This is a genomic window from Synergistaceae bacterium (genome assembly GCA_017443945.1).
In the GTDB taxonomy this organism is placed as follows: Bacteria; Synergistota; Synergistia; order Synergistales; family Aminobacteriaceae; genus JAFUXM01.
Window position 1 is genome coordinate 1 of sequence record JAFSXS010000074.1, and the last position, 23,628, is coordinate 23,628.

The window sequence follows — 23,628 nt, forward strand, 5'->3', positions numbered from 1 at the left end:
CACTAATAGTTTTTTCTCTCATTATTGAGCCTCCTTAAAGATTACAAGTTTTGCCGCTACATAATTTAATATGATGACAAGTATATTAGAAATTATTTTCACGGGCATATCGTAAAAATTCAGCACGTCAACGAATATAAACATTATCGCTAAATCCATTAATCCCGTACCAATCCGAGCCATTACAAATAAATAGAACTCGTGAAAAATATTATTTCCGACCGAATGAAACACATATTGACGATTCGCCCAGAAAGCAAATATTACAGCCAGAAGCCACGAAATAGCAGAACTAGCTACAACGCCGACTCCAAATTTACGCGTGAACAGCCAATAAAGAAATATAGCAAGCACTGTAGTTAGTACTCCTACAATGCCGTATAGAAATAAATGCTTGATAGTCTTGTAATTCATGCAAATAAACAGCTCCGTTTTTCATTTTTCAGCTATTATATAATATGACTTCAGGAGGGATTTATTTATAATGGCAAAAAATTTTTATGTAACGACACCGATTTATTATGTAAATGATAAGCCTCACATCGGGCACGCTTACACGACTATAGCATGTGATGCAATTTCGAGATATAAGCGTCTGAAGGGCTTTGACGTGAAATTTTTGACAGGAACAGACGAACACGGCCAGAAAATAGAACGAGCCGCACAAAATTTTCACAAGACACCGCAAGAACTAGTTGACGAGATTCACGTAAAATTTAAAGACTTATGGAAGACTCTTAATATTTCAAACGATGACTTTATCAGGACTACAGAGCCTAGACACATTAAGACAGTGCAGGAAATTTTTTCGCGTTTACTTGCAAAAGGAGACATTTACAAGGGCAAATATGAAGGTTTTTACTGTGTCTCGTGTGAAAATTACGTGAGCGAGTCAAATATGGCAGCTGATAAAACTTGTCCTGACTGCGGCGCAAAATTAATTAACATGCAGGAAGAGAGCTATTTTTTCAGAGCGTCAAAATATGTTCCTGACCTGATAAAATTCTATGAAGCTAACCCGAACGCAATCAAGCCCGCAACACGTTATAATGAGATTATGAGCTTTCTGCGCGGAGGAGTAAAAGATATTTCTGTATCGCGAACAAGTTTAAAATGGGGGATTCCAGTTCCCGGCGATGAGAATCACGTTATTTATGTATGGTTTGACGCGCTAATAAATTATTTGTCAGCGTTGAATTTTCCTGATGGTGAAGACTTTGCTAAATTCTGGCCTAATTCGTATCACGTTGTCGGCAAGGATATTATACGATTTCATTGCGTTACTTGGCCGTTGATATTGCTTGCTTTGGGTGAAAAATTGCCCGCCGGAATTATCGCGCACGGATGGTGGACTATCAAAGGCGGAAAAATGAGCAAATCCAAAGGTAATGTAATTGACCCTCTCGACATGATTCATAAATACGGTCTTGACCCGTTCAGATATTTTTTGCTGCGTGAAGTGCCGTTCGGTTCTGATGGAGAATTTAGCGAGGATGCATTAATCGGGCGTATAAATTCAGATTTAGCAAACGATCTAGGAAATTTATTAAATCGTACGCTTCAGATGATAAAGAATTATAGAGATGGAGTCGTGCCTTCTTACAATGACGCAAATTCGCCGTTGAGAGAACTAGCGCAGACAACTATCACAAAAGTTGATGACTTCATGAATGATTTTGCGTTCGACAGTGCGTTAAAAGCTATCTGGGAATTTATTTCGCGTTCAAATAAATTTATCGACGAGACTACCCCGTGGATTCTCGCAAAGAATAACGAGTCAGATAAACTTGATTATGTGCTGCTAAATCTGTATGAGGCTTTGAGGCTTTGTGCTGTGCTGATTTCTCCGTTTATGCCCGTAACGAGTGAAAAAATTTGTGAGCAGTTAGGCTGTGAGCTGAAAATTTCAGAATGGGGCGCAGGTTCAGGAAATAAAATAAACAAGGGAGAAATTTTGTTCCCGCGAATAGATTTAAAGAAGGAGACGCAAAAAATGTCAGAGAGTCAAGCAGTCCAAGAGCCAGAGCAGAGTTCGCAAATTACAATAGAAGATTTTGCGAAAATAGAAATGAGAGTCGGCCAAATTACGGGCTGTGATGAGATTCCGAGATCTAAGAAGTTATACAAATTGACCGTTGATTTAGGCTCGGAAGTAAGAACAGTTTGCAGCGGAATCAAAGAATATTTCAAGCCCGAAGACCTGACCGGCAAAAAAATTATTCTCGTCTGCAACCTTAAGCCCGTAAAATTATGCGGAGTCGACAGCAACGGAATGATTCTCGCCGCAAGTGTTAAGAGTGAAGGAAAATTAACGCTTTTAACGCCTCTTGATGAAAATATACCGCTTGGGAGTGTGGTCAGCTGATGATAAATATTAGGAGGCGTGAACACGAGTTTTTGACGGGCGAAATAAATTCATGGCTTGACGAGGGCATAATCACAACTGAACAGAGCGAAAAAATTTTGTCTCTCTATGACGTGAAAGAATACAGCTTACGAAGAATCTTAATTTTTGCCGGGATAATATTATTGGCTCTCGGCGGAGTAAGTTTTATTGCGTCAAAATGGCATGTCCTGCCGAAATTATTGCGTTTGTGCGTGTTAATTGGCGGTTACTTGATTTCGTTGATAGCGTGTTCGTTTGCCGGAATTAACACAAAGGCGGGAAAAAGTTTTTTGCTGTTAGGGAGCTTTATTTTGGGCGCAGGGATATTTTTAGGGACGCGAATGTATAATATCAAGCTCGATTTGTCGCAAATTCTTGAATTCTGGATAATTGCCGAGATAGTAACGAGTATTATAACGCGTGATTTGTGGCAGGTTTATTTACTGGAAGTCTTGAGCTTGTTTTACTTGATTGCGATTAATGCGATAGATATTTTTGCGCTTCAATTCTCGAACACTGCACATTTTCAGATATGGGAATTTTTCTCGCCGATTAAAGCATTTATCTTGATTATAGCGTTATGGGCTGTGAACTGGCGCATAAAATCAAGGGTCTTAACGAACGCAAATATTTTGATTACGCTTTTATTGCTGGCTTCAAGAATGAGTCTGTGCATAGGCGGGACTTGGACACTTGTAATTCTTGCGATAACGGGCGGAGTCATGTCGATTGCAATAAAAAATTTAGACGTTCAAGTTATAGGCCTGCTAATGGCGGGAGTATTCGGTTTATTGCTGACTTGGCCTGAGTTCTGGCTTGGCTTTGAACACGGGAATATTTACGGGATTATAAGCGCGTTATGTCTAGTTCCGTTAATGCTCGTGAATATTTGGCGCGGTCATATGGTCGCGGGAATAGTTTTTTGCGTGCTGTTGATATGCAGATATTTCTTTGACAGCTTGTTTGGGTTCATGCCAAAGGCGTGGGGCTTTACATTACTGGGAATTATATTTATGTTGATAGGCGTATTTTTTGAGCGCATAAAGAAGAGTGAGTCAGAGAATTAATATCGGCTATGTACGTGTTTTATGCTGTAATCAACGGGAGCAGCCGATAAGGTTTTAGCTTTTGACTTTGCAGCACATTACGGGGTTAGGGTAGTAGCGCGAATATCGTTCGTTCTGCCCACCCACCCACCCGTATTTAAGGGGTAGCGCGAATAACGAAAGGAGATAATCTAACATTGATAGAAATAATAATAGAAGGTATGACAGCCAGCGGAAAAAGTACTCTCGCTAATTTATTGAGTGAACGTCTAAAAATTGACCTCATGCCCGAAGAGTTCAGAGACCCGAATAATTTATTAGGCCGTTTCCATAATAATAGAAAATGGGCGTTTCCTATGCAGTTAAATTTTTTAGTTACCAGATTCGCGCAATATTTATGTGCAGTCGATGACGAGAAAAAATATATTCTTGACCGCAGCTTAATGGGTGATAAGGTCTACGCAAAATTATATTATGAACTCGGATATTTAACTGATGGGCAGTTCGGGCAGTATTTGAATCTTCACGAGTCATTATCTCGCGATGTTACCCAGCCGAAATTATTAATTCACGTGCATTGCGAATTTAACGAGATTATCAGGCGCATTCACTTGAGGGGCCGTCAAGACGAAATAGAAGCCGGCGAGTCTTACTGGAAGAGTTTATATAACGCTTATGAGTCCGTGAGATTCCCGAATGAATTTGATTTTGACTTGTCGAATCCTGCATTTATTCACACTCCAAGCATGATAGAAAAATTTTTGTCCGACGTTAGAGAGCGTTTGTCATGATAATTAGTGAACTCTTGCAGGAAATAAATAATTTCGCACCCTTTGAGCTTTGCGCAGATTGGGATAATTCGGGCTTGATCGTCGGCGATTATGAGTCAGAGGTCAAGAAAATTGCAGTTTCTCTCGACGCTGTACCGGAAGCAGTAATTCAAGCAGGTAATCTCGGCTGCAATGTGCTCGTAACTCATCACCCGTTAATTTTTCGTGGAATCAAGCAGATTAATATAAATAACTGGCAGGGACTCGCGATAAAAGAGGCTTTAACGCGCGAAATAAATATTATTGCTGCTCACACAAATTTTGACAGGGCGGCTCATGGCGTTAATTACGTTCTCGCAGAAAAAATCGGACTTGAGCAGCTCGAAAATTTATCAGATTACGGCCTCAAAGGAAATTTACGCGAAAAAATGAGTCTTGATATTTTCTTAGCTCACGTAAAAAATTGCTGGAATTTAACGCACTTGGACTGTTACGGACTTGAACGCGATATAAAACGAGTCTCACTATGCGGAGGAAGCGGCGCGGAATTTTGGCAGTTTGCAAGTGATTCCGATATTTATATTACTGCTGACATGAAATATCATGAACTAATTGACGCAACTAGAAGCGGCCTTATAATAGCATCATGCAATCACGGAGAAATGGAACGAGTCAGCATGAACAAATTAGCAGAAAATTTACACGCAAATTTACTCGATGTCAAAGCACTAGACAATTACAGGAGAATTTAATAAATAATGAAACATATCGTATTAAGCGCAATGAGACCCACCGGAGCACTACACTTAGGGCACTTGGCCGGAGCATTAAGCAACTTTGTGAGGCTTCAGAATAACCCCGATTATGAATGTTATTACAGCATTGCAGACTGGCACGCGTTAATGTCAAACTATGAAGAGAGCGGGAATACTGCCGAATTTTGTTATATGGCATTAACTGACTGGCTCAGCGTCGGACTCGATCCCGAAAAAAGCCCGTTGTTTATTCAATCGCACGTCAAGCAGCACGCAGAATTAGCACTCGCACTCGGAATGATTACCCCTTTAGGCTGGTTATATCGCAATCCGACTTATAAGGAGCAATTGCAGAATATCACTAATAAAGATTTAGGCACATACGGCTTTCTTGGCTATCCTGTTTTAATGGCAGCTGATATTTTGCTGTATAAGGCTGAATTTGTCCCCGTCGGTGAAGATCAAAGCGCGCATTTGGAACTATCACGAGAATTAGTGCGCAGATTTAATAACTTTTTCGGTGATAAATTAATTGAACCTCAGCCCTTATTTACGCAGACTCCGAAAGTCCCCGGCATTGACGGCAGAAAAATGAGCAAATCTTACGGGAATGCTTTAGAGTTGAGCGAGAGTGCTGACTCAATGTGGCAGAAATTACGCACAATGAAGACCGACCCCGCAAGAATGAGACGCACAGACCCCGGAGACCCGGAAAAATGCCCGGTTTGGGACTTGCACAAAGTTTTTAATCACGACGAGGGCGAGAAAGCAGAAATTTGCGAGGGCTGCAAGACTGCCGGAATAGGCTGCATTGACTGCAAGAAAAAATTAAACGCTCACATAAACGAGTTAATGACACCGATTAGAGAACGCCGCGCAAAATTTGAGGGAAATAAAAAATTGCTCGATGAAATATTACACGACGGAGCACTAAGAGCCGAGAAGACAGCAAGACAAACTATGAGCGAAATTTACCCGGCTATGGGACTGCTTGCACGCGAGGGAATATGCGATTAAATCTGCTTTTGTCGTCTAACGGCATTTGTTCACGACGTAAGGCTGACGAGATAATTTTATCAGGCCGAGTGCAGGTAAATAATAAAATTGTCCTTGCGCCATATTTTAGAGTCAATGAAAGCGATATAATTTCTCTTGACGGCAAAAAAATTTCAAGTTCTCCCGCCGAAATTCAACGAGTCTATTATATTATCAACAAGCCCCGCGGTTATGTTTGTGCAGTAAGTGATAAATATGATCCCGTTATAATTGATTTATTGCCTAAGGAGCCGCGAATTTTCCCCGTCGGAAGATTAGATAAAGATAGCGAAGGATTATTAATTCTCACTAATGACGGAAATTTTGCGCAAAATATAATTCACCCTTCAAAGAAAATTTCACGCGAATATGAAGTAACACTAAACCAGCCGCTTAATGACACTCATTTATTGCGGTGGCGCAAAGGTTTCGAGATCGAATCAAAATTTGTTAAGCCCTTGAGAATTAAGCAGTTATCGCCGGAAAAATTAATTATTACTCTCAGTGAGGGCATAAAGCGCGAAATTAGATTAATGGCTCGTCAAATGGGATTTAGGGTCGAAAGGTTAATACGCGTGAAAATCGGCGGTCTTGAACTCGGAAATTTGAAGCCTGGCGAATATGAAAGTTTGTCATTTTCGAGTCTGTGCAATAAAATATTTAGTAATTCACGAACTTAAATATTTAATTCAAAAAAGGAGGCTGTAATGTGAGCGATAACAAAGATAGCAAAGAAATCATCAAGACACGCATATTGAGCAAATTAGCTGATATAAAGTCTTTTCCTCAATTTGTGTTAGAGACGATGAAGAAATTAAATGATCCCTCAAGCAATGCCGCTGACGTTGCGAAAAGTTTATCACGTGATGAGGGGCTTGTCTTGCGTGTTCTGAAATTAGCTAATTCGGCCGCCTATGGAATGACCCGCAAAATTTCGAATATAAGCGAAGCAATTTCGTTACTTGGCTATAAAAATGTAAGTAATATTATTCTGGCCGCTGAAGTTTATTCGTCAATGGACAAAGGCTTATCAGGTTATGCGCTTGACCGGGGCGAACTATGGCGGCATTCGTTGATGGTAGCATATGCAAGCCGTTATTTAGCGAAAATCACAAAGAGTGTCAACACTGAAGATGCTTACGTCGGGGGATTATTGCACGACATCGGCAAAGTTATATTAAATGATTATGTCAGGTTCGGCTATGGGATAATTGTAAAAATGGTCGAGGAAAAGCACATCCCGTTTACTGAAGCAGAATTAAGCGTGTTAGGTTTTGATCATGCAATGATAGGTTCTGTACTTGTTGAACGCTGGGAAATGCCTGAGTCTTATAGATTCGCCGTCGAATATCATCACAAGCCTAATGAGTTGCCGGAAGATAAAGCGCAGTATCAATCTTTATTAGACGTTGTGTCCGTTGCAAATGCAGTGTGCTTAATGCTCGGAGTCGGTCTCGGTGCTGACGGATTGCAGGCTTATATGTTCCCTGAACCTTTAGAGCGTCTCGGAATAGAAAATTTTGATAATTTGTTGGCTGAAATGGTCGACTTTGTAAGCAGTGTAGCTAACGATATGGACGATATGGCAGGTTTATAAAATGGTAATAACTATTGACGGCCCGGCTGGTGCAGGAAAAAGCACTATAGCAAAACGGGCAGCAAAGGAACTCGGCATAAATTATTTGGACACAGGTGCACTTTATCGCGCAGTAGGACTCATTCTCGCAAAATCTGAAGTCAAACCTGAATTTCTGCACGAGGCTTTAAGCGATATTAAAATCGAGATAAACAAATCCGGCGTTTACGTAAATGACTTTGACGTTACGAAAGAAATTCGCACACCTGAAGCCGATGAATTAGCGTCAAAATATTCTGCTTTGCCTGAAGTACGTGCAGCACTGCTAAATATTCAGCGTGAACAGGCAAAAATCGACTCAATCATTGCAGAAGGCCGGGACTTAGGGAGCGTAGTTTTTCCTGATGCAGAATTTAAATTTTTCTTGACCGCTACACCCGAAGCACGCGCTAAAAGACGTTACAACGAGAGAATTAAACGCGGAGAGTCAGCAAATTATGATGAAATTCTTGACGCTATAAAATTACGTGATGAACATGACTCGCACCGTGAAATTTCACCGCTGAAAATTCCTGAAGGCGCAATTTATCTTGATACTTCAGACATGACAGAGCAGGAAGTCTTAAATTTTATAACAAATCGAGTGAACTCACATGAAGCAAAATAAAATTTTTTACGCAATAGTCAGATTTACCCTCAAATTATTATTATTGATATATAACAGAGTCAGTGCCCGCTGGCTTGAGAAATTAGACCCTAACGAAAAATTTATAGTGGCCTGCAATCACGCGAGCAATTTAGATCCGGTGTTAATCGGCTGTTTCTTTCCGCGAAGATTGAAATATTTTGCGAAGGAAGAATTATTCACTAATAAATTATTCGGTGCATGTATAAGCGCGTTGGGAGCTATGCCGGTTTCCCGTTCTGATAATGCGAGTGCGGCCGGTGCTTTGCGTGCTTTCATGAAATTATATCAAGATGGCAGCGATGTATTAATTTTTCCTGAGGGCGGAAGGACTCTCGATGGCAATTTACAGCCGTTAGAAGGTGGAGTCGCTTTGGTCGCATGTCATGAGCGAGCACCGATTTTACCCGCATTTATTCACGGATCATTTAAGGCAATGCCCCCCGGAAGTGCGTTGATTAAGCCTGCAAAGATAAAAATTACGTTCGGGAAGCCTTTAAGATTTTCGGACGAGACATACAAGAGCAAAGAAGGCCGCAAAACTATCATGGACGCGCTGGAAAATTCCATGAAGGAGCTTGAAAAATGTTCGTGAGCATGACAGGTTACGGAAGCAGCGAGCATAATTTTTCGTGGGGGACAGTCAGATTTGAAATCAGCTCAGTTAATCATAAATATCAGGACTTCAGCGCAAAATTACCCCGTGAACTTGCCTCGCTTGAGAATAGAATTATAAATCTCCTGCGAAATAATATAACACGCGGAAAAGTGAAATTATCTGCCGAAATTTATTATATCCCCGGTGCTGAAGCAGGCTCAATAGACGAGAATGCGCTAATAAATATTTATAGTCAGATCCGCAATATTTCAGCAAGAAATAATATAAATTTTTCTCCGGACTTGACGCAATTTTTGTTGATTCCCGGAATATTAGAGAACTCAGCAGCAGAAAGCGTTACGGAAAATTTGCAGTTATGGGACGAATTAACTTTATCGGCCTGTGAGTCGCTTAATAACATGAAATTGTCGGAGGGCATGAAATTATTTAATTACGTTCAGGATGAATTAAAGCACTTGTCAGAAATCGCTAAAAATCTTCGTGAACGCTGGAAAATTGCGCGTGATGAAGCATTAGAGTCCCTACGCACCAGAATCGAAAATGTCATGGAGCATTATAATTTAGAAATTGACGCAAACAGAGTCGCGCAGGAAGTCTCGTTAATGTCCGACAAATGGGACGTTACAGAGGAATTAACGCGCATTGATGCCCATATCGAAAAATTTACGCAGATTATGAACGAAAAAATTTCTAGCGGCAAAAAATTAGATTTCCTGATTCAAGAAATGAACAGAGAAATTAACACAATGGGTTCAAAAGTTGCAGACGCTTTATTCAGATGGGAAGTAGTAGAGGCCAAATCATGTATAGAGAAAATTCGCGAGCAGATACAGAACATAGAATGACGGGAAAATTATTTGTCTTGTCGGGACCTTCAGGAGTCGGCAAAGGCACGCTTAGAGAATGCGCACTCAGTAACGCAAAAAATTTAGTATATTCAATTTCCTGCACGACGAGAGAACCCAGAGAAGGCGAAACTAACGGCGTTGAATATAGATTTATTTCTCTTCAAGAATTTGAGCAGGGTATATTACAAAATTTATTTCTCGAATATGCTAGAGTTCATGACCATTATTACGGGACTCTAAAATCTGACGTTATCAACGAGTTAAACGCGGGAAAAAATGTCCTGCTTGAAATCGACGTTCAGGGAGCTTTACAGGTCCGCGCAAAAATTCCTGAAGCAATCTTAATATTTATTGCACCTCCCAGCATTAAAGAACTTGAGAACCGCTTAATTAACCGTCATACAGAGAGTCAAGAGTCGTTATCGTTAAGGCTCGCCAATGCCGCAAAAGAGCTTGAGTTAGCCAGCCAATATGATTATGTGATAGTAAATGCCGATTTAAGCAAGGCATCACAAAAATTGCGGGAGTTAATCGAGAAAAATGAGTCTTGATAACTTTATGCGCTGGGTGTTATTTTGTGCAGGCTTTATTATGGCCATTTTTGCAGGTTACATGTTTTATATTGACAAAATTTCGGCGGGGGCTGCGTGGCTTGCTTTGGGCGTGGGATTCTTATTATTTGCTACGAGAATTAAACGCGGCGAATCAGTGCAGGACTCAGACTCTTACAGCGAAAAAAATATAAATCTTCACGACATGGCGATTTTAATAGCTGATTTAGCAGTAATGAATCTTCGGAATATCGGCCGGACAGTTACTCCCAGCGAGAAAGAAATTAAAGACTTGGCCGAACGCGTAAATAATTTTCTCGAGTCAATGCCTGTAGACGACTCAGAACGCGAATCAATAGCAGAAGAATTTGACAGATTAACTGACAGAACCCGGAGAAATTCAAGTGGCCGGGCACTGTTTAAAAAACTTTCATGAAAGGTTATAGCACATGAACAAAGGACAAAAATTTTCGTTATGGTATTTCCTTATTGCATTAATAGTGGCGTGGCTCTTTGCTGAATACGTCTACAAACCCTACAGCGAGAGTAAAACTGAAGTCCCATACAGTGAATTTCTTGCGGACTTGGAAAAAAATGACATTGAAAACGTTGATATTTCCGAATCGCGCATAAATTACACCCTCAAGGAAACAGAAAGCCCCGATAAAATGCAGGTTGTTGACGGGAAAATTTTACGCAATAAAAGAATCTTGCCGAACTCAGCAAATTTCAAAAGTGTTGTGAGACTTCCAGACCCGTTTTTAATCGAGAGACTCGCAAGCAATGATATTAAATTCGGCGGTGTGGCCAAGCGTGATGGCTTGATTGATTTATTTATGGGGATAATGCTTCCTATGCTGCCATTGATAATTATATGGTACTTCATTTTTCGCAACATGCACGGAGGCGGGGGAATTTTCTCGTTCGGACGTTCACGCGCTAAAGAATTGCAGGGCGAAATGACAGGCGTACACTTCAGCGACATAGGCGGAGCAGGTGAGGCAGAAGTAGAATTGCGTGAGATTATAGATTTCTTGAAGGATCCCGCGAGATTTGACAAGTTCGGCGCAAAATTACCGCGCGGAGTCTTGCTTGTCGGCCCTCCCGGAACTGGTAAAACTTTATTGGCAAAGGCTGCGGCTGGTGAGGCTGGAGTCCCATTTTTCTTTATCACCGGCTCAAGTTTTGTAGAAATGTTTGTCGGCGTGGGGGCTGCTCGTGTACGTGATTTATTTGACCAGGCCAAGAAAAAAGCTCCGTGCATTATATTTGTTGATGAAATTGACGCTATCGGGCAGTCAAGAATGAGAAATTTCAACAGCAACTCCGAGCAGGAGAACACATTAAATCAATTACTCGCAGAAATGGACGGCTTTGAAGATAATAACGGCGTTGTCATAATGGGTGCTACGAACAGGCCGGAAATTTTGGATCAGGCTTTATTGCGTCCGGGAAGATTTGACAGACAGATTCAAGTTGTATTGCCCACTGAAGAAGGCCGCGAAGAGATTTTAAAGATTCACACGAAAAAATTGCCGCTAGCTCCCGAAATTGATTTACGTTCTATTGCAAAAGTTACGCCGGGATTCAGCGGTGCAGACTTAGCAAATATCGCAAATGAAGCAAGTTTATTAGCAGCCCGACATAAAGCCGATAAAGTTACGATGAATGATTTTGATTTAGCTATTGAACGTGTTGTAGCAGGTTTGCAGAGAAAAACGCCTTTGACTCCTGAAATTCGCAAGAAAGTAGCTTATCACGAAACGGGTCATGCTTTAGTCGCCTGCTATCTGCCGGGGTCGGATCCTGTTCACAAAGTAAGCATAATCCCGACAACTAAAGGCGCACTCGGTTACACAATGCAAATGCCTACAGAAGATCAATATTTAATCACTGAAGGCGAGCTGAAAACTAAAATGGCCGTCATGCTTGGAGGTCGTGCAGCTGAATTATTAGTGTTTAGTGAAGGCTCGACAGGTGCATCAAATGATTTAGAGCGCGCGACAGAATTAGCCCGCCGAATGGTTACAGAATTTGGAATGTCTGAAGTTCTCGGCCCCGTTAGATATGCTTCACCGTCAATGATGTACTTAAACGGTGCGACACAAAACCGCGAAGACATTGGCGAGGACACTTACAAGCAAATTGACTCGGAGATTCGCAGATTCGTTACTGAAGCGCAGGACAAAGCACTATCAATTTTGCGCGAACATGAAAAAGTTTTGCACGAGGCAGCAAAGGTCTTGCAGGACAAAGAAGTAATCAGCAATGACGAGATTCAAGAAATAATCAAGCGCGAGAACGAACAGAGTCAATAAATAACTTAGTCATAATATATGAGAATGCCCCCGTAATTTGGGGGTAATTTTTTTATGATATTACACTTACGAGCAAATAAATAAATTGTCTAAATTGTCATGATATAATCTAGCAATCAATCAAAATTTTTAGGAGGTATTAGCAATGACCGAAAAGAAAGGAACTTTACAGGTAGTATTAGGAGCTGCTTTCCTTATGGCAACATCTGCTATAGGCCCTGGATTCTTGACGCAGACGACCGTATTTACTCAACAGCTTATAGCTTCTGCAGCATTTGCCATTCTCGTTACAATAATCGTAACAGCAATAGTTCAATTAAATATCTGGCGCATAATTTGTGTCTCCGGACTTCGCGCTCAGGACGTGGCAAATAAAGTTGTTCCCGGTCTGGGATATTTCCTTGCATTTGCTGTAGCACTCGGAGGCCTGGCCTTCAATGTCGGAAATGTCGGCGGGGCTGCGTTAGGGCTTAATACCGTTTTTGAAATTCCAAATAGTTATGGAGCTGCTATAAGTGCTGCTGTAGCGATTTTTATTTTCCTGAATAAAGATTTAGGGAAAGCTATGGACTATTTCACGCAGTTACTTGGGATTCTGATGATTGCTCTTATGTTATATGTAGCTGTGCAGTCGACTCCTCCTGTAGCTTTGGCCGCAAAAGAATCAGTAATGCCCACTGCAGTTAATTGGACAGTTATTTTAACGCTCATAGGGGGGACTGTCGGCGGTTATATTTCGTTTTCAGGTGCTCACCGTTTAATTGACGCAGGAGTAAGAGACCCTAAGGACGCTTCAAAAGGTGCTGTAAACGGCATTATAGTTACATCGATTATGCGTATATTATTATTCTTGGCCGTATTAGGCGTTGTCTATGTTGCAGCAGGTGAGGCGGCTGTAGTTCTTGACAAGGGCAACCCGGCAGCAGACGCTTTCAGGCGCGGTGCAGGTGAAATCGGTTATAAAATGTTCGGCGTTATTTTATGGGCGGCCGGCGTTACTTCTGTTATAGGAGCGTCATATACATCGGTTTCATTCTTGAGATCGCTTTTCGGAGGCATAGACAGAAATTACCGCTGGTGGATGATTGGTTTTATCTGTGCTTCGACTGCTATAAATATTTTCGTTGCAAATCCTGTTGCGCTTCTCATTGCTGCAGGTTCAATTAACGGACTTATTCTGCCGCTTGCACTTGCTTGTATTCTTCTCGGTGCTTACAAGAAAAGCGTAATCGGCGAAAATTATCATCACCCCGTTATTTTAACTGCTGCGGGCTGGGCGGTTGTAGCGTTTACCTTCTGGATGGGTATTCAAGCGCTGCCTAATATCATGAAAATATTTCAATAAATCATGAGTAAATTAGAAGCGAAAATACTTCCTGCCGGTGAAACTTGTATATTCGTTGATTTCGGCGAAAAAATAGATATGAAGATTAACGGCTATGTTCAGGCGTTAAAGCAGATTTTCACTGATGAACCCTTTGACGGTTTGCGGGAATTAGTGCCGACTTATAGATCGTTGTCAATATATTTCGATCCGTTGACGGTGAATCTTGACGCGCTTAATGAAAGACTCAATAAAACTCTGTCTGAGCTTGCAAATTATAATATCGGTGAAGCAGGCTCTACAGAGATTCATGTACCTGTATTTTTCGGGGGAGAGTTCGGCCCGGACTTGCAGGACGTAGCAGAACATACAAAACTTTCACCCGATGAAGTAATCAAGCGTTATTGTAATTCGCCGTTATATTGCTTTATGAACGGTTTTACGCCGGGATTTCCTTATTTGGGCGGTATGGATAAATCACTTGAGACACCGAGACTCAAGAATCCCCGTGAATTTATTCCTGCAAACAGTGTAGCAATCGGAGGAGCTCAGGCCGGTGCATATTCAATCGCGAGTCCCGGAGGCTGGCGCATTATAGGACGTGTCCCCTATGAACTTTATGACCCGTATAGAGAACCTGCTGTAGCGATTCAGGCCGGAATGTGGGTAAAATTTTATCCTGTCGATATGTCCCGCTATAATGAAATCTCAGAGCAGGCGAAAACAGGCGTTTACAAAATCGAATACAGGCAGAAGGGGGCTTCATAAATGAAATTATTTATTCAATCTCCCGGAGCTTTAACAACTGTGCAGGATCTTGGCCGATGGGGTTATCAAGCTATCGGAATGCCCGTAAGTGGTGCGATGGATGCTCCTGCTTTGGTGCGGGGAAATATTTTGCTCGGAAATCCAGATAACGCCGCTGCTTTGGAAATGACTATGACGGGGCCTACAGTTTTATTCAAAGGTGATGGAGCAATCGCTGTAACCGGCGGAGATTTACAGCCAAAATTAAATGGTCAGAACGTTTCAAACTGGACAGTTATAAGCGTTAAGGACGGCGATAAATTAACTTTCGGCGGAATATGTAATAAAGGGTTCAGAGCTTATCTTTGTGTCAGCGGTGGAATTGATGTCCCCGTTGTAATGGGCAGCAGAAGTACTTACATGAAAGCTAAAATCGGCGGTCTTGACGGCAGAAAATTAGCAAAAGATGACGAACTCTCAACAGGCGAGTCAGGAGTCTTTAAAGCAGGAGTCATTTGTCCTGAAAATTTGCGCCCTGATTATTCGTCTAAACCTTTAAGAACTGTGTTAGGCCCTCAAGATGATTATATTACGCCTGAAGGTGTCAAAACTTTTCTGTCAGCTGAATACAAAATTTCGTCCTCGTCCGACAGAATGGGTTCACGAATGGAAGGCGGCGCAGCAATTAATCACGTCAAAGGCCCTGACATTGTCTCTGACGCTATACCTATGGGAGCCGTACAAATTCCCGGAAATGGACTCCCGATTGTAATGATGGCTGACCGTCAGACAACAGGAGGCTACGTAAAAATCGGTGTTGTTCATGCTCTCGACGTTGCGCGGTTGAGTCAATTTATGCCGGGTTCTACTGTTAGATTCTCGCAGATCACACAGAAAGAGGGAATCGAAATTTCCAAATCTGAAGCTGATAAATTAAATTCTTTGCGCGCTTATGTGAGGGACTCAATTAATTTAACGCCGACTCAAACCGGAGCAATGAACATAATAATTAACGGCGAGAAATTTTTTGTCAGCTGGGAAAAGCTATAAAAAGGGGGTTATTTACATGAGTTACAAAGTTGATCTTAACAGCGACTTGGGCGAAAGTTTCGGAGCTTGGAAAATGGGGCAGGATTCCGACGTATTAACGTTTGTATCTTCTGCAAATGTAGCTTGCGGATTTCACGCTGGGGATCCTCTAGTCATGAAAAAAACTGTAGCTGAAGCCGTAGCTGCCGGAGTTGCTGTCGGTGCTCATCCTGCTTATCCTGATATAAAAGGTTTCGGAAGACGTAACATGACTTGCTCACCCGATGAACTTTACGCCGATACACTTTATCAAATCGGAGCTTTACGGGCATTTTGTGAGGCTTCCGGAATAAAATTACAGCACGTCAAACCGCATGGAGCTATGTATAACAGTGCAGCAAAGAAACCGGAAGAAGCTATTGCACTTGCTCAAGCAGTAAAGGACGCAGGCGGAAATCTTATTCTCATGGGTCTTGCAGGGTCAAAATTTGATGAAGCTGCCGAAAAAGTCGGTATCCCCTATGCTGCTGAAGCGTTTGCAGATAGAGGTTACATGAACGACGGCTCATTAGTCCCGCGAAAAATGGAAGGTGCATTTGTTAAAGATGTAGAAGTCGCAGCTAAACGAGTCATAAGAATGGTCAAAGAGGGTGTTGTTGAAGCAATTGACGGAACAATCGTAAATCTTAGGCCTCATTCTATCTGTCTGCACGGGGACTCGCCTTCAGCTGTACAAATGGCGCAGACGTTGAGAAAGCGTTTAATTGAGGCAGGAATCGAAATAGTGCCTCTTAGAGATTTAATCTAGCAAGGAGATGACGTAACAATGACAAAACCGAGTGATTATGCTGCTTACAGTCCGCAGGAAGTCCGCAAAATGATACGTTCAGGAGAATGGGACCGCCCTACTTCCGGAATGTGTGAAGGTTATGTGCAGGCGAATCTTGCTGTACTCTCGAAAGAAATAGCGTATGATTTTCTTGTTTTCGCTCAGAGAAACCCTAAGCCGTGTCCGATTCTTGACGTTACAGAAGTCGGCAGTACTGAACCTAAATTAATTGCTCCCGGTGCTGACATTACTAAAGATTTACCCCGTTATAGAATCTGGAAAAATGGCGAGCTTGTTGATGAAGTTACTGACGTTACAAAATATTGGCGTGATGATCTTGTCGGCTTCTTGATCGGGTGTTCGTTCTCGTTTGAAGGTGCTATGCTGCAATCACATGTTCCTGTTCGTCATATTGAGTGCGGGTGTAATGTTCCTATGTATGTTACAAATATTCAGTGCAAACCTGCCGGACGTTTAAGCGGGCCTATGGTCGTATCAATGAGGCCGATACCTGCTGCACTTGTTCCGAAAGCTGTATTATGCACAGGACGTTTTCCAGCTGTACACGGCGCACCCGTTCACATAGGAGACCCCGCCGGAATAGGCATAAAGAATATCGACAAACCCGATTTCGGCGACGCTGTAGAAATTAAACCGGGCGAAATTCCTGTATTCTGGGCATGCGGTGTTACTCCTCAAGCTGTAATAATGGCAGCAAAACCGGATTTCGCAATAACACACGCTCCCGGACACATGTTTATTGCAGATTTAAGAGACAGCGATTATGCAGTATTCTAGTTTTTATTCAGGAGCTGCACTAAAAGAGTCATTCTTTGAGTAATATCGCCTCTTCTATATGAATAGCATTCAGGATTTGTGAAGGTGTCTATATTTGAGCATAAAATATTTTCACTCGCAAGTCCTGAATTTTTTAACTGCGAATAAATCTCCCCTGCAAGATTGAAATATACTTTATCGCCCGAAATTCTATAATTATTTGCGTCAAAAACTTTTAATGCCTTCTGAGTCCATTCATCGTTAAAATCTCTCATGTAATTATTAAACCCTATGCAAGGCCCTATCCATGCATGAATATTTTTCACGTCATCAAGCAATTTAACGCCCTCACTTGAAATATTTAATGCAGTACCCTTGAAACCTGAATGCAAAATCATCACCCAGTCTGCATTATTAGCATGATAAAGCAACACCGGCGCACAATCCGCAAATCTCAGAGACGCAGCTATCTTGCGAGTCTTTAACAATATTCCGTCAGCCTTTGGACGTTCTGTAAAAATATAATTCTTGTCATCAAGCGTTAAAATCTCTTTGCCGTGAACCTGTGAAGGATTCAAAACGGGTAAATCGCTATAAACTTCCTCGCCACGCATGAAAAAATTTGCGCGTATAAATTTATTCGTGTTAATCAGCATGATAACAGCTCCGGATAAAGTTTTTCGGCCAAATCTAAAATTTTCGGGTCATAGAAAGTTGATAAATCAGCTTTGATTATCTGCAATGACATTATTTGCGCCTCCTGTTATATTAGTGCTAAAATTTTTCGACAATTATTATACAAGCATTTAGGGAGAAATTTTTGCATGAAATTAGATTTTTTTGTGGTATTCTCGCATTTGTTCAGCTTATTTGTATTAATTGCCGCCGGTTATTTTTCTGTACGTCTGGGAGCTATAAAGGCTGAATTTTCCGGGGCGTTCTCTGCTTTTCTCGTGAAAATTACTTTACCGTGCACAATTTTTATTTCGCTTGCAATACGTAAATATGACCCGGAATTTATTAGAGACGGCATTATTCTTGTCATAACTGGAGTAACAATTTTTGTATTCACACTATATTTTTGCAGATTTATAGCGCGTTTTATGGGAGTTCGTGAAGGCTCGCGGGGTGTATGGTCATTTACTTGCGCGTTCTCGAATACGGGTTTTATGGGATTTCCTGTTTCACTTGCATTATTAGGCATAGAAGGTCTTGCACTGGCTGTAATGTTTAATATCTCATTCAATTTGACAGTTTACACGCTCGGAGCAATCGAAATAAGCCGTGATAATCCTGATAATAAGTCCGGCAAACTCGACATGAAAGCAATAATCTTCAGCAGTGTTAATTTAGCTACGGTCTTGAGCTTTATATTTTATTTTCTGCAAATTAAATTACCGGCAATTGTCGCAGCTCCCATAAATTATTTATCAGGAATTACAACGCCGTTATCAATGTTCATAATAGGCATGGCATTAGCTCGTAGCAAAATTTCAGAGTTATTCACAGATAAAAGCGTATGGACTTCTGCAATTATAAGACTCCTTGTTGTGCCTGTTATAGTATTTTTCCTGCTGAAATTTATCACGTTGAGTGCAAATCCGCTTGTTAGAGCTGTAGTGATTCTTATTATTGCAATGCCTGCACCGAGTATGACTACTGTACTTTCTGAATTATACGGCGGAAATATTGATTTTGCTGCAAAAGCTATGTTCATTCATAATTTATTCTGTATGCTGACGATTCCGTTAATATGCATGTTAATATAATGTGATAAAATAGGGGGCAGCGTTGAGGGGAGTTGCTCCCTATTCGAGCTAATGAAGCACTCGTTCTAGTTAGAAAGTTTTTCCCATAGCTGCAAGGCCATGAGAATTACACTTAGTAAATAGTATAAAGCGACGGCAAAAGAAAAAAACTTCCGGAAGAAGTCATGCCGTTGTTGTTTTCCCTAGTGAAAATTATTATATAATGCTTCATTAGGAGGTGTATAAACTTGTTCACGTTCGATCAAGACAAAATTTATTTCTTTGACGGCGCAATGGGGACAATGTTACAATCCCGCGGCTTAAAGCTCCGTGAAGTCCCCGAAATTTTGAATCTCACCAACCCCGATTTAATTCGTTCTGTTCATGAAGAATACAAATCAGCCGGCGCAGACTTTATCACTGCAAATACTTTCGGCGCAAATAAATTCAAGCTCGCTAAAACTGGTTACAGCGTTCAAGAAGTAATAACAGCAGGCGTAAAATTAGCACGTGAGGCAGCACAGGAAAATTCATTTGTTGCACTCGATATAGGCTCTACAGGGCGAGTCATGGCTCCGTCGGGGGACGCGTCATTTAATGAAATCTATGATGCAATTTCTGAAATGGTCATTGCCGGAAAAAATTTTTGTGATGTAATACTTCTTGAGACATTCACCGACATTTACGAACTTAAAGCAGCAGTCCTGGCAGCACGCGAAAATTCTGATTTACCCGTCTTCGCAACTATGAGCTTTGAAGAGTCCGGACGCACTTTTTTCGGGGCAAGCATTGATACAATGACAGCAACTCTTGAAGGACTCGGACTCGCTGCTCTTGGTGTAAATTGTTCGCTCGGCCCTGTGCAGTTATTGCCGATTGTTGAAAAATTGTGCGCGCTCTCTCATATTCCCGTGATGGTGCAGCCTAATGCAGGTCTCCCCGTTATGATTGACGGTTCTGCACATTATGACGTTAAACCCGATGAATTTGCAGAAATCGCTATTAAATTTGCGAAAATGGGCGTAAATATTTTAGGCGGGTGCTGCGGGACGACTCCTGCTCATATCGCGCGCATGAAAAACGCAGTATTAAATAATTTCTCACACGCAGTCAAACGCAATGTAGAAGACAAAACGTTAATTTCTTCAGCGTCAAAAATTGTAGAGTTCGGAAAAAAATTTATCGTCATCGGCGAAAGATTAAACCCTACCGGTAAAAAATTATTGCAGAAGGCTTTACGCGAAGGAAATATAAATTATCTGCTACGAGAGGCACTCAAGCAGCAGGAGCAGAACGCTGACATTCTCGACCTCAACGCAGGATTACCCGACATAAACGAGTCAGAAATTTTGTGCAAAGCATTGACGGAGATTCAGGGAATTACAAATTTACCCATTCAGATAGACTCTTCCAATTACGGCGCATTAGAGTCAGCAGCAAGAATCTACAACGGCAAACCGCTTTTAAATTCTGTCAACGGCAAACCCGAAAGTCTCGAAAAAATTTTACCAGTCGCGAAAAAATACGGTGCGTGCGTTCTCGGCCTCACTCTTGACGAATCAGGAATCCCAGAGACCGCAGAACAAAGACTCAAAATTGCCGAAAAAATTTGCAACGAAGCTATCAAAATAGGCATTCCCAGACGAAATATTTTAATTGACTGCTTGACCCTCACAGCCTCAGCACAACAAAAATTAGTCCCTGAAACGTTAAAAGCTATTACCCTCGTGAAAAAAAATTTGGGTGTCTCAACAATTTTAGGATTAAGCAATGTATCATTTGGACTCCCTCGAAGGCCGCTTATAAATCGTACGTTCATGATTGCCGCTCTAATGGCAGGACTTGACGCAGCTATAATCAACCCAGGCGATAACGATTTGCAGGAGACTCTAGCAGCATGGAATCTATTAACCGGTTCAGAAAGCGACATGCAAAATTATATTTCATATTGTGAAGCTCACCCGGCAGGAAATACGCAGGTTATTAACGCTCCGGCCAAGATTGAATCTCAAAGCATAGAATCACTCAATGACGCAATTATTAAAGGCTTGAAGGACGAGTCAGCGAAATTGACTCAAGAGTTAAGCACAACAAAGAAGCCGCTTGAAATAATCGAACAAAATATCGTCCCTGCCCTTGATTCAGTCGGCAAAGATTACGAGTCAGGGAAATTATTTCTCCCTCAGTTAATCAAGTCAGCAGAAGCCGCTAAATCAGCATTTGAAGTCTTATCGCAAATTATGACTCGTGAAGGCAGCACAGGAAAATCACGCGGGCCCGTAGTTCTCGCGACAGTTTACGGTGATGTTCACGACATTGGGAAAAACATAGTCCGCACAATTTTCGAGAATTATAATTTCAGCGTTATAGACTTGGGAAAAGATGTCCCGCCCGATAAAATCGTAGAGACAGTCAAGCGCGATAAAATTAATATAGTCGGCTTAAGTGCTTTAATGACTACGACCGTTGCAAGCATGAAGGAAACTATTACGAAATTAAAATCTGTATGTCCTGACGTAAAAATTATAGTTGGAGGCGCAGTGTTGACTCCTGATTTAGCAAAATATACCGGTGCAGACTATTACGCACGTGATGCAATGGAAGGCGTGAGAATCTTATCGAGTCTATGCAGCGATTAATAAAAGAATCCCCCGCCGTTATGACAGGGGATTTTGTTAGCTTAATCAAGTGTCGTGTTGGCCATAAAAATTTTTGCATGTCATCCGGGTGAACAGAACGAAATATAACAAACCTGATAGAATAATAAATAATTTAGTCATTTAAGGAGTGCTTAATAGTGAAAAAATTAGCGTTTGTGTCAAATTTTATTACAAGTCATCAAGTGCCGCTTGCAAGGGAATTTGCGAAATTTTACGGCGATGATTACGTTTTTATCCTAATGAAGAAGCCCAAATATGAAGGATCCGCTATGAAATTTCATGATTCAGCGTTGAAATATAATGATTACAGCAGCGAAAAATTTTTACTCAAGGCCTACGAGAGCCCGGAATTAATGACTCAAGCACAAAAAATTATCAATGAGGCCGAATGCGTCATACTCGGAGGAATCCCGCCCGCTGTTTTGCATGATAGATTACGCGATAATAAGCTGACATTTTTTTACGCAGAAAGATTCATGAAGGGGCCATTATGGAGGGATTTAATCAGATTCGTAAAATATGAAATTTTTAGCGGTGCACGAAAAGCAGCCCGGAGTCCAGACTCAAAATTTTATTTATTGTGTGCGTCGGCATTTGCTCCCAGAGATTATAATTTGTGCGGATTATTCAAGAATAAGTGCTTTAAATGGGGCTATTTCCCTGAAACAAAGCATTATGATGACATTAACGAATTAATTTCGCGCAAGACTCCGGCAAAAATTTTATGGGGAGGCAGATTCATAAACTGGAAGCACCCGGAATTTGCAGTAAAGCTCGCCGATAATTTGAGGAATCAGCACATAAATTTTTCTCTCAAGATCGCAGGAGCCGGCCTAATGTATGAAAGTCTTGCAAGCATGATAGAATCTCTTAATCTCGGCGAATTAGTAACGCTCACTCCTCAACCTTTATCAACTGAAGAATTACGCGCAGAAATGGAAAGCTCGCAAATATTTATTTTCACATCAGACAGGGGCGAAGGCTGGGGAGCTGTCTTGAATGAGTCAATGAATTCTGCGTGTGCTGTCGTTGCCGGTGATAAAATCGGTGCTGCTCCATATTTAATTAAAGACGGCCAAAACGGTTTATTGTTCAGAAATAAAAATATTCAGGATTTAACAGCTAAGGTCAGTGATTTATTAGCGAGTCCGGAAAAAATTTCGAGTCTTGGCCGTGCAGCTTATGAGACAATAATAAATGAATGGTGTGCGGAAATTGCTGCGAAAAATTTTATTGCGCTGAAAGATTCAATTACGGCGGGAAAAAATTTATTGGGCCCGTGCAGTGTTGCGCCTGTGATTTAGCTTAATAGATATGTAATGATGTCCAAAATTTTATTTACCTGCGAGGAATCTTTTATGCCGGTCTTGCACCAGACTGCAAAGTGTTCGCAATTGTTGAACGCTAGATTATAGCCTCCTTCGCCGAGTTTGTCTCTTGCGCGCTTGATGGTTTCTTCGCCTGAATAGAGGTGATAATTTTTGAGTCTTAATTTCTTGATTTCCTGCCAGAGATTGAATAAATTTTTCTTGTTATTGTCGCGTGAAAGAATAGAATCATTTTGCAGCTCTGAAGGGCTATCGGGGAATTTGCAGACGTGGAAATTTTTCGCGCCGTTGAGAAATTCATTTAACGAGGTCTCGCGGACAATGCCGTTAAAATCGCTTGGTCCATTTGCGCCGGTGTAGTGTATGACGTGATTTAAATCTTTCACATAAATTCCGTAATGATTATATAACCCGCGATTGACTCGAATTACGTCGCCGTTTTCGGGTTTTATTTCGCGTTGGGTCAAAATATTTTTTTCTGCGAGACTCAATAATGGCAATAAAAATTTTTCAAGCTCTCTCAATTGTTACTCCTGAATAAAAATTTTCGTGCAAGAATTATATCACGCAATAAACTTTTTCCGGAACGCGACTCCA

The 23,628-nt window shown here is 41.3% G+C and carries 24 protein-coding genes; 21 read left to right on the forward strand and 3 right to left on the reverse strand.

The window, feature by feature from the left end:
* Positions 1-21 precede the first annotated feature (21 nt).
* The gene (locus tag IJT21_08065) at positions 22-414 is read right to left on the reverse strand and encodes a GtrA family protein (protein ID MBQ7578202.1); all 393 of its coding nucleotides are present in this window, start codon (positions 412-414) and stop codon (positions 22-24) included.
* A 70-nt stretch (positions 415-484) separates the two neighbouring features.
* On the opposite strand from IJT21_08065, the gene metG reads away from it, so the two are divergent.
* The 18 genes from metG to IJT21_08155 all read left to right on the forward strand — a co-directional run bounded on the left by metG (position 485) and on the right by IJT21_08155 (position 17,316).
* Positions 485-2,365, forward strand: coding sequence for a methionine--tRNA ligase (metG, locus tag IJT21_08070; GenBank protein ID MBQ7578203.1), 1,881 nt, complete (start codon positions 485-487; stop codon positions 2,363-2,365).
* A complete protein-coding gene (locus IJT21_08075) occupies positions 2,365-3,453 on the forward strand; it encodes a DUF2157 domain-containing protein (protein MBQ7578204.1) in 1,089 nt (362 codons plus the stop codon). The genes metG and IJT21_08075 overlap by 1 nt, the downstream gene beginning before the upstream one ends.
* Positions 3,454-3,629: 176 nt before the next feature.
* Positions 3,630-4,223, forward strand: coding sequence for a deoxynucleoside kinase (locus tag IJT21_08080; GenBank protein MBQ7578205.1), 594 nt, complete (start codon positions 3,630-3,632; stop codon positions 4,221-4,223).
* On the forward strand, positions 4,220-4,954 hold the full coding sequence (locus IJT21_08085) for a Nif3-like dinuclear metal center hexameric protein (protein ID MBQ7578206.1): 735 nt from the start codon (positions 4,220-4,222) through the stop codon (positions 4,952-4,954). The genes IJT21_08080 and IJT21_08085 overlap by 4 nt, the downstream gene beginning before the upstream one ends.
* Positions 4,955-4,960: 6 nt before the next feature.
* A complete protein-coding gene (gene trpS / locus IJT21_08090; GenBank protein ID MBQ7578207.1) occupies positions 4,961-5,974 on the forward strand; it encodes a tryptophan--tRNA ligase in 1,014 nt (337 codons plus the stop codon).
* The gene (locus IJT21_08095) at positions 5,965-6,672 is read left to right on the forward strand and encodes an rRNA pseudouridine synthase (protein MBQ7578208.1); all 708 of its coding nucleotides are present in this window, start codon (positions 5,965-5,967) and stop codon (positions 6,670-6,672) included. Before trpS ends, IJT21_08095 begins: the two co-directional genes overlap by 10 nt.
* A 29-nt stretch (positions 6,673-6,701) precedes the next feature.
* Positions 6,702-7,589 carry an HDOD domain-containing protein gene (locus tag IJT21_08100; protein MBQ7578209.1) on the forward strand — a complete coding sequence of 296 codons (888 nt, stop codon included), beginning with the start codon at positions 6,702-6,704 and terminating at the stop codon, positions 7,587-7,589.
* Position 7,590: 1 nt separating this feature from the next.
* Complete coding sequence (locus IJT21_08105; protein ID MBQ7578210.1) at positions 7,591-8,235, forward strand: (d)CMP kinase; 645 nt, start codon at positions 7,591-7,593, stop codon at positions 8,233-8,235.
* Positions 8,222-8,848 carry a 1-acyl-sn-glycerol-3-phosphate acyltransferase gene (locus tag IJT21_08110; GenBank protein ID MBQ7578211.1) on the forward strand — a complete coding sequence of 209 codons (627 nt, stop codon included), beginning with the start codon at positions 8,222-8,224 and terminating at the stop codon, positions 8,846-8,848. Before IJT21_08105 ends, IJT21_08110 begins: the two co-directional genes overlap by 14 nt.
* A complete protein-coding gene (locus tag IJT21_08115) occupies positions 8,839-9,717 on the forward strand; it encodes a YicC family protein (protein ID MBQ7578212.1) in 879 nt (292 codons plus the stop codon). The genes IJT21_08110 and IJT21_08115 overlap by 10 nt, the downstream gene beginning before the upstream one ends.
* The gene (gmk, locus tag IJT21_08120) at positions 9,714-10,271 is read left to right on the forward strand and encodes a guanylate kinase (GenBank protein MBQ7578213.1); all 558 of its coding nucleotides are present in this window, start codon (positions 9,714-9,716) and stop codon (positions 10,269-10,271) included. Before IJT21_08115 ends, gmk begins: the two co-directional genes overlap by 4 nt.
* The gene (locus IJT21_08125) at positions 10,261-10,707 is read left to right on the forward strand and encodes a hypothetical protein (GenBank protein ID MBQ7578214.1); all 447 of its coding nucleotides are present in this window, start codon (positions 10,261-10,263) and stop codon (positions 10,705-10,707) included. The genes gmk and IJT21_08125 overlap by 11 nt, the downstream gene beginning before the upstream one ends.
* A gap of 13 nt (positions 10,708-10,720) precedes the next feature.
* Complete coding sequence (gene ftsH / locus IJT21_08130) at positions 10,721-12,589, forward strand: ATP-dependent zinc metalloprotease FtsH (GenBank protein ID MBQ7578215.1); 1,869 nt, start codon at positions 10,721-10,723, stop codon at positions 12,587-12,589.
* A gap of 145 nt (positions 12,590-12,734) precedes the next feature.
* Positions 12,735-13,934: a divalent metal cation transporter gene (locus tag IJT21_08135; GenBank protein ID MBQ7578216.1), complete on the forward strand. Its 1,200-nt coding sequence runs from the start codon at positions 12,735-12,737 to the stop codon at positions 13,932-13,934.
* Positions 13,935-13,937: 3 nt separating this feature from the next.
* The gene (gene pxpB, locus IJT21_08140) at positions 13,938-14,681 is read left to right on the forward strand and encodes a 5-oxoprolinase subunit PxpB (protein ID MBQ7578217.1); all 744 of its coding nucleotides are present in this window, start codon (positions 13,938-13,940) and stop codon (positions 14,679-14,681) included.
* Positions 14,682-15,710 (forward strand): biotin-dependent carboxyltransferase family protein, encoded by a 1,029-nt coding sequence (locus IJT21_08145; protein ID MBQ7578218.1) that lies wholly within the window; start codon positions 14,682-14,684, stop codon positions 15,708-15,710.
* 16 nt (positions 15,711-15,726) lie between these two features.
* Positions 15,727-16,497, forward strand: coding sequence for a 5-oxoprolinase subunit PxpA (locus IJT21_08150; protein MBQ7578219.1), 771 nt, complete (start codon positions 15,727-15,729; stop codon positions 16,495-16,497).
* Between the two features lie 18 nt (positions 16,498-16,515).
* The gene (locus IJT21_08155) at positions 16,516-17,316 is read left to right on the forward strand and encodes a putative hydro-lyase (GenBank protein MBQ7578220.1); all 801 of its coding nucleotides are present in this window, start codon (positions 16,516-16,518) and stop codon (positions 17,314-17,316) included.
* On the opposite strand, the gene IJT21_08160 is transcribed toward IJT21_08155, so the two are convergent.
* Positions 17,313-17,951: a polyphenol oxidase family protein gene (locus IJT21_08160; protein ID MBQ7578221.1), complete on the reverse strand. Its 639-nt coding sequence runs from the start codon at positions 17,949-17,951 to the stop codon at positions 17,313-17,315. The genes IJT21_08155 and IJT21_08160 overlap by 4 nt on opposite strands.
* Before the next feature lie 168 nt (positions 17,952-18,119).
* On the opposite strand from IJT21_08160, the gene IJT21_08165 reads away from it, so the two are divergent.
* From IJT21_08165 to IJT21_08175, 3 genes are all read left to right on the forward strand, one after another.
* Positions 18,120-19,064 (forward strand): AEC family transporter, encoded by a 945-nt coding sequence (locus IJT21_08165; protein MBQ7578222.1) that lies wholly within the window; start codon positions 18,120-18,122, stop codon positions 19,062-19,064.
* Between the two features lie 272 nt (positions 19,065-19,336).
* Positions 19,337-21,682, forward strand: coding sequence for a homocysteine S-methyltransferase family protein (locus IJT21_08170; protein ID MBQ7578223.1), 2,346 nt, complete (start codon positions 19,337-19,339; stop codon positions 21,680-21,682).
* Between the two features lie 158 nt (positions 21,683-21,840).
* Positions 21,841-23,007, forward strand: coding sequence for a glycosyltransferase family 4 protein (locus IJT21_08175; protein MBQ7578224.1), 1,167 nt, complete (start codon positions 21,841-21,843; stop codon positions 23,005-23,007).
* Here IJT21_08175 and IJT21_08180 read toward each other — a convergent pair.
* Complete coding sequence (locus IJT21_08180) at positions 23,004-23,555, reverse strand: lecithin retinol acyltransferase family protein (GenBank protein MBQ7578225.1); 552 nt, start codon at positions 23,553-23,555, stop codon at positions 23,004-23,006. The two genes, IJT21_08175 and IJT21_08180, sit on opposite strands and share 4 nt — an antisense overlap.
* Positions 23,556-23,628 lie beyond the last annotated feature (73 nt).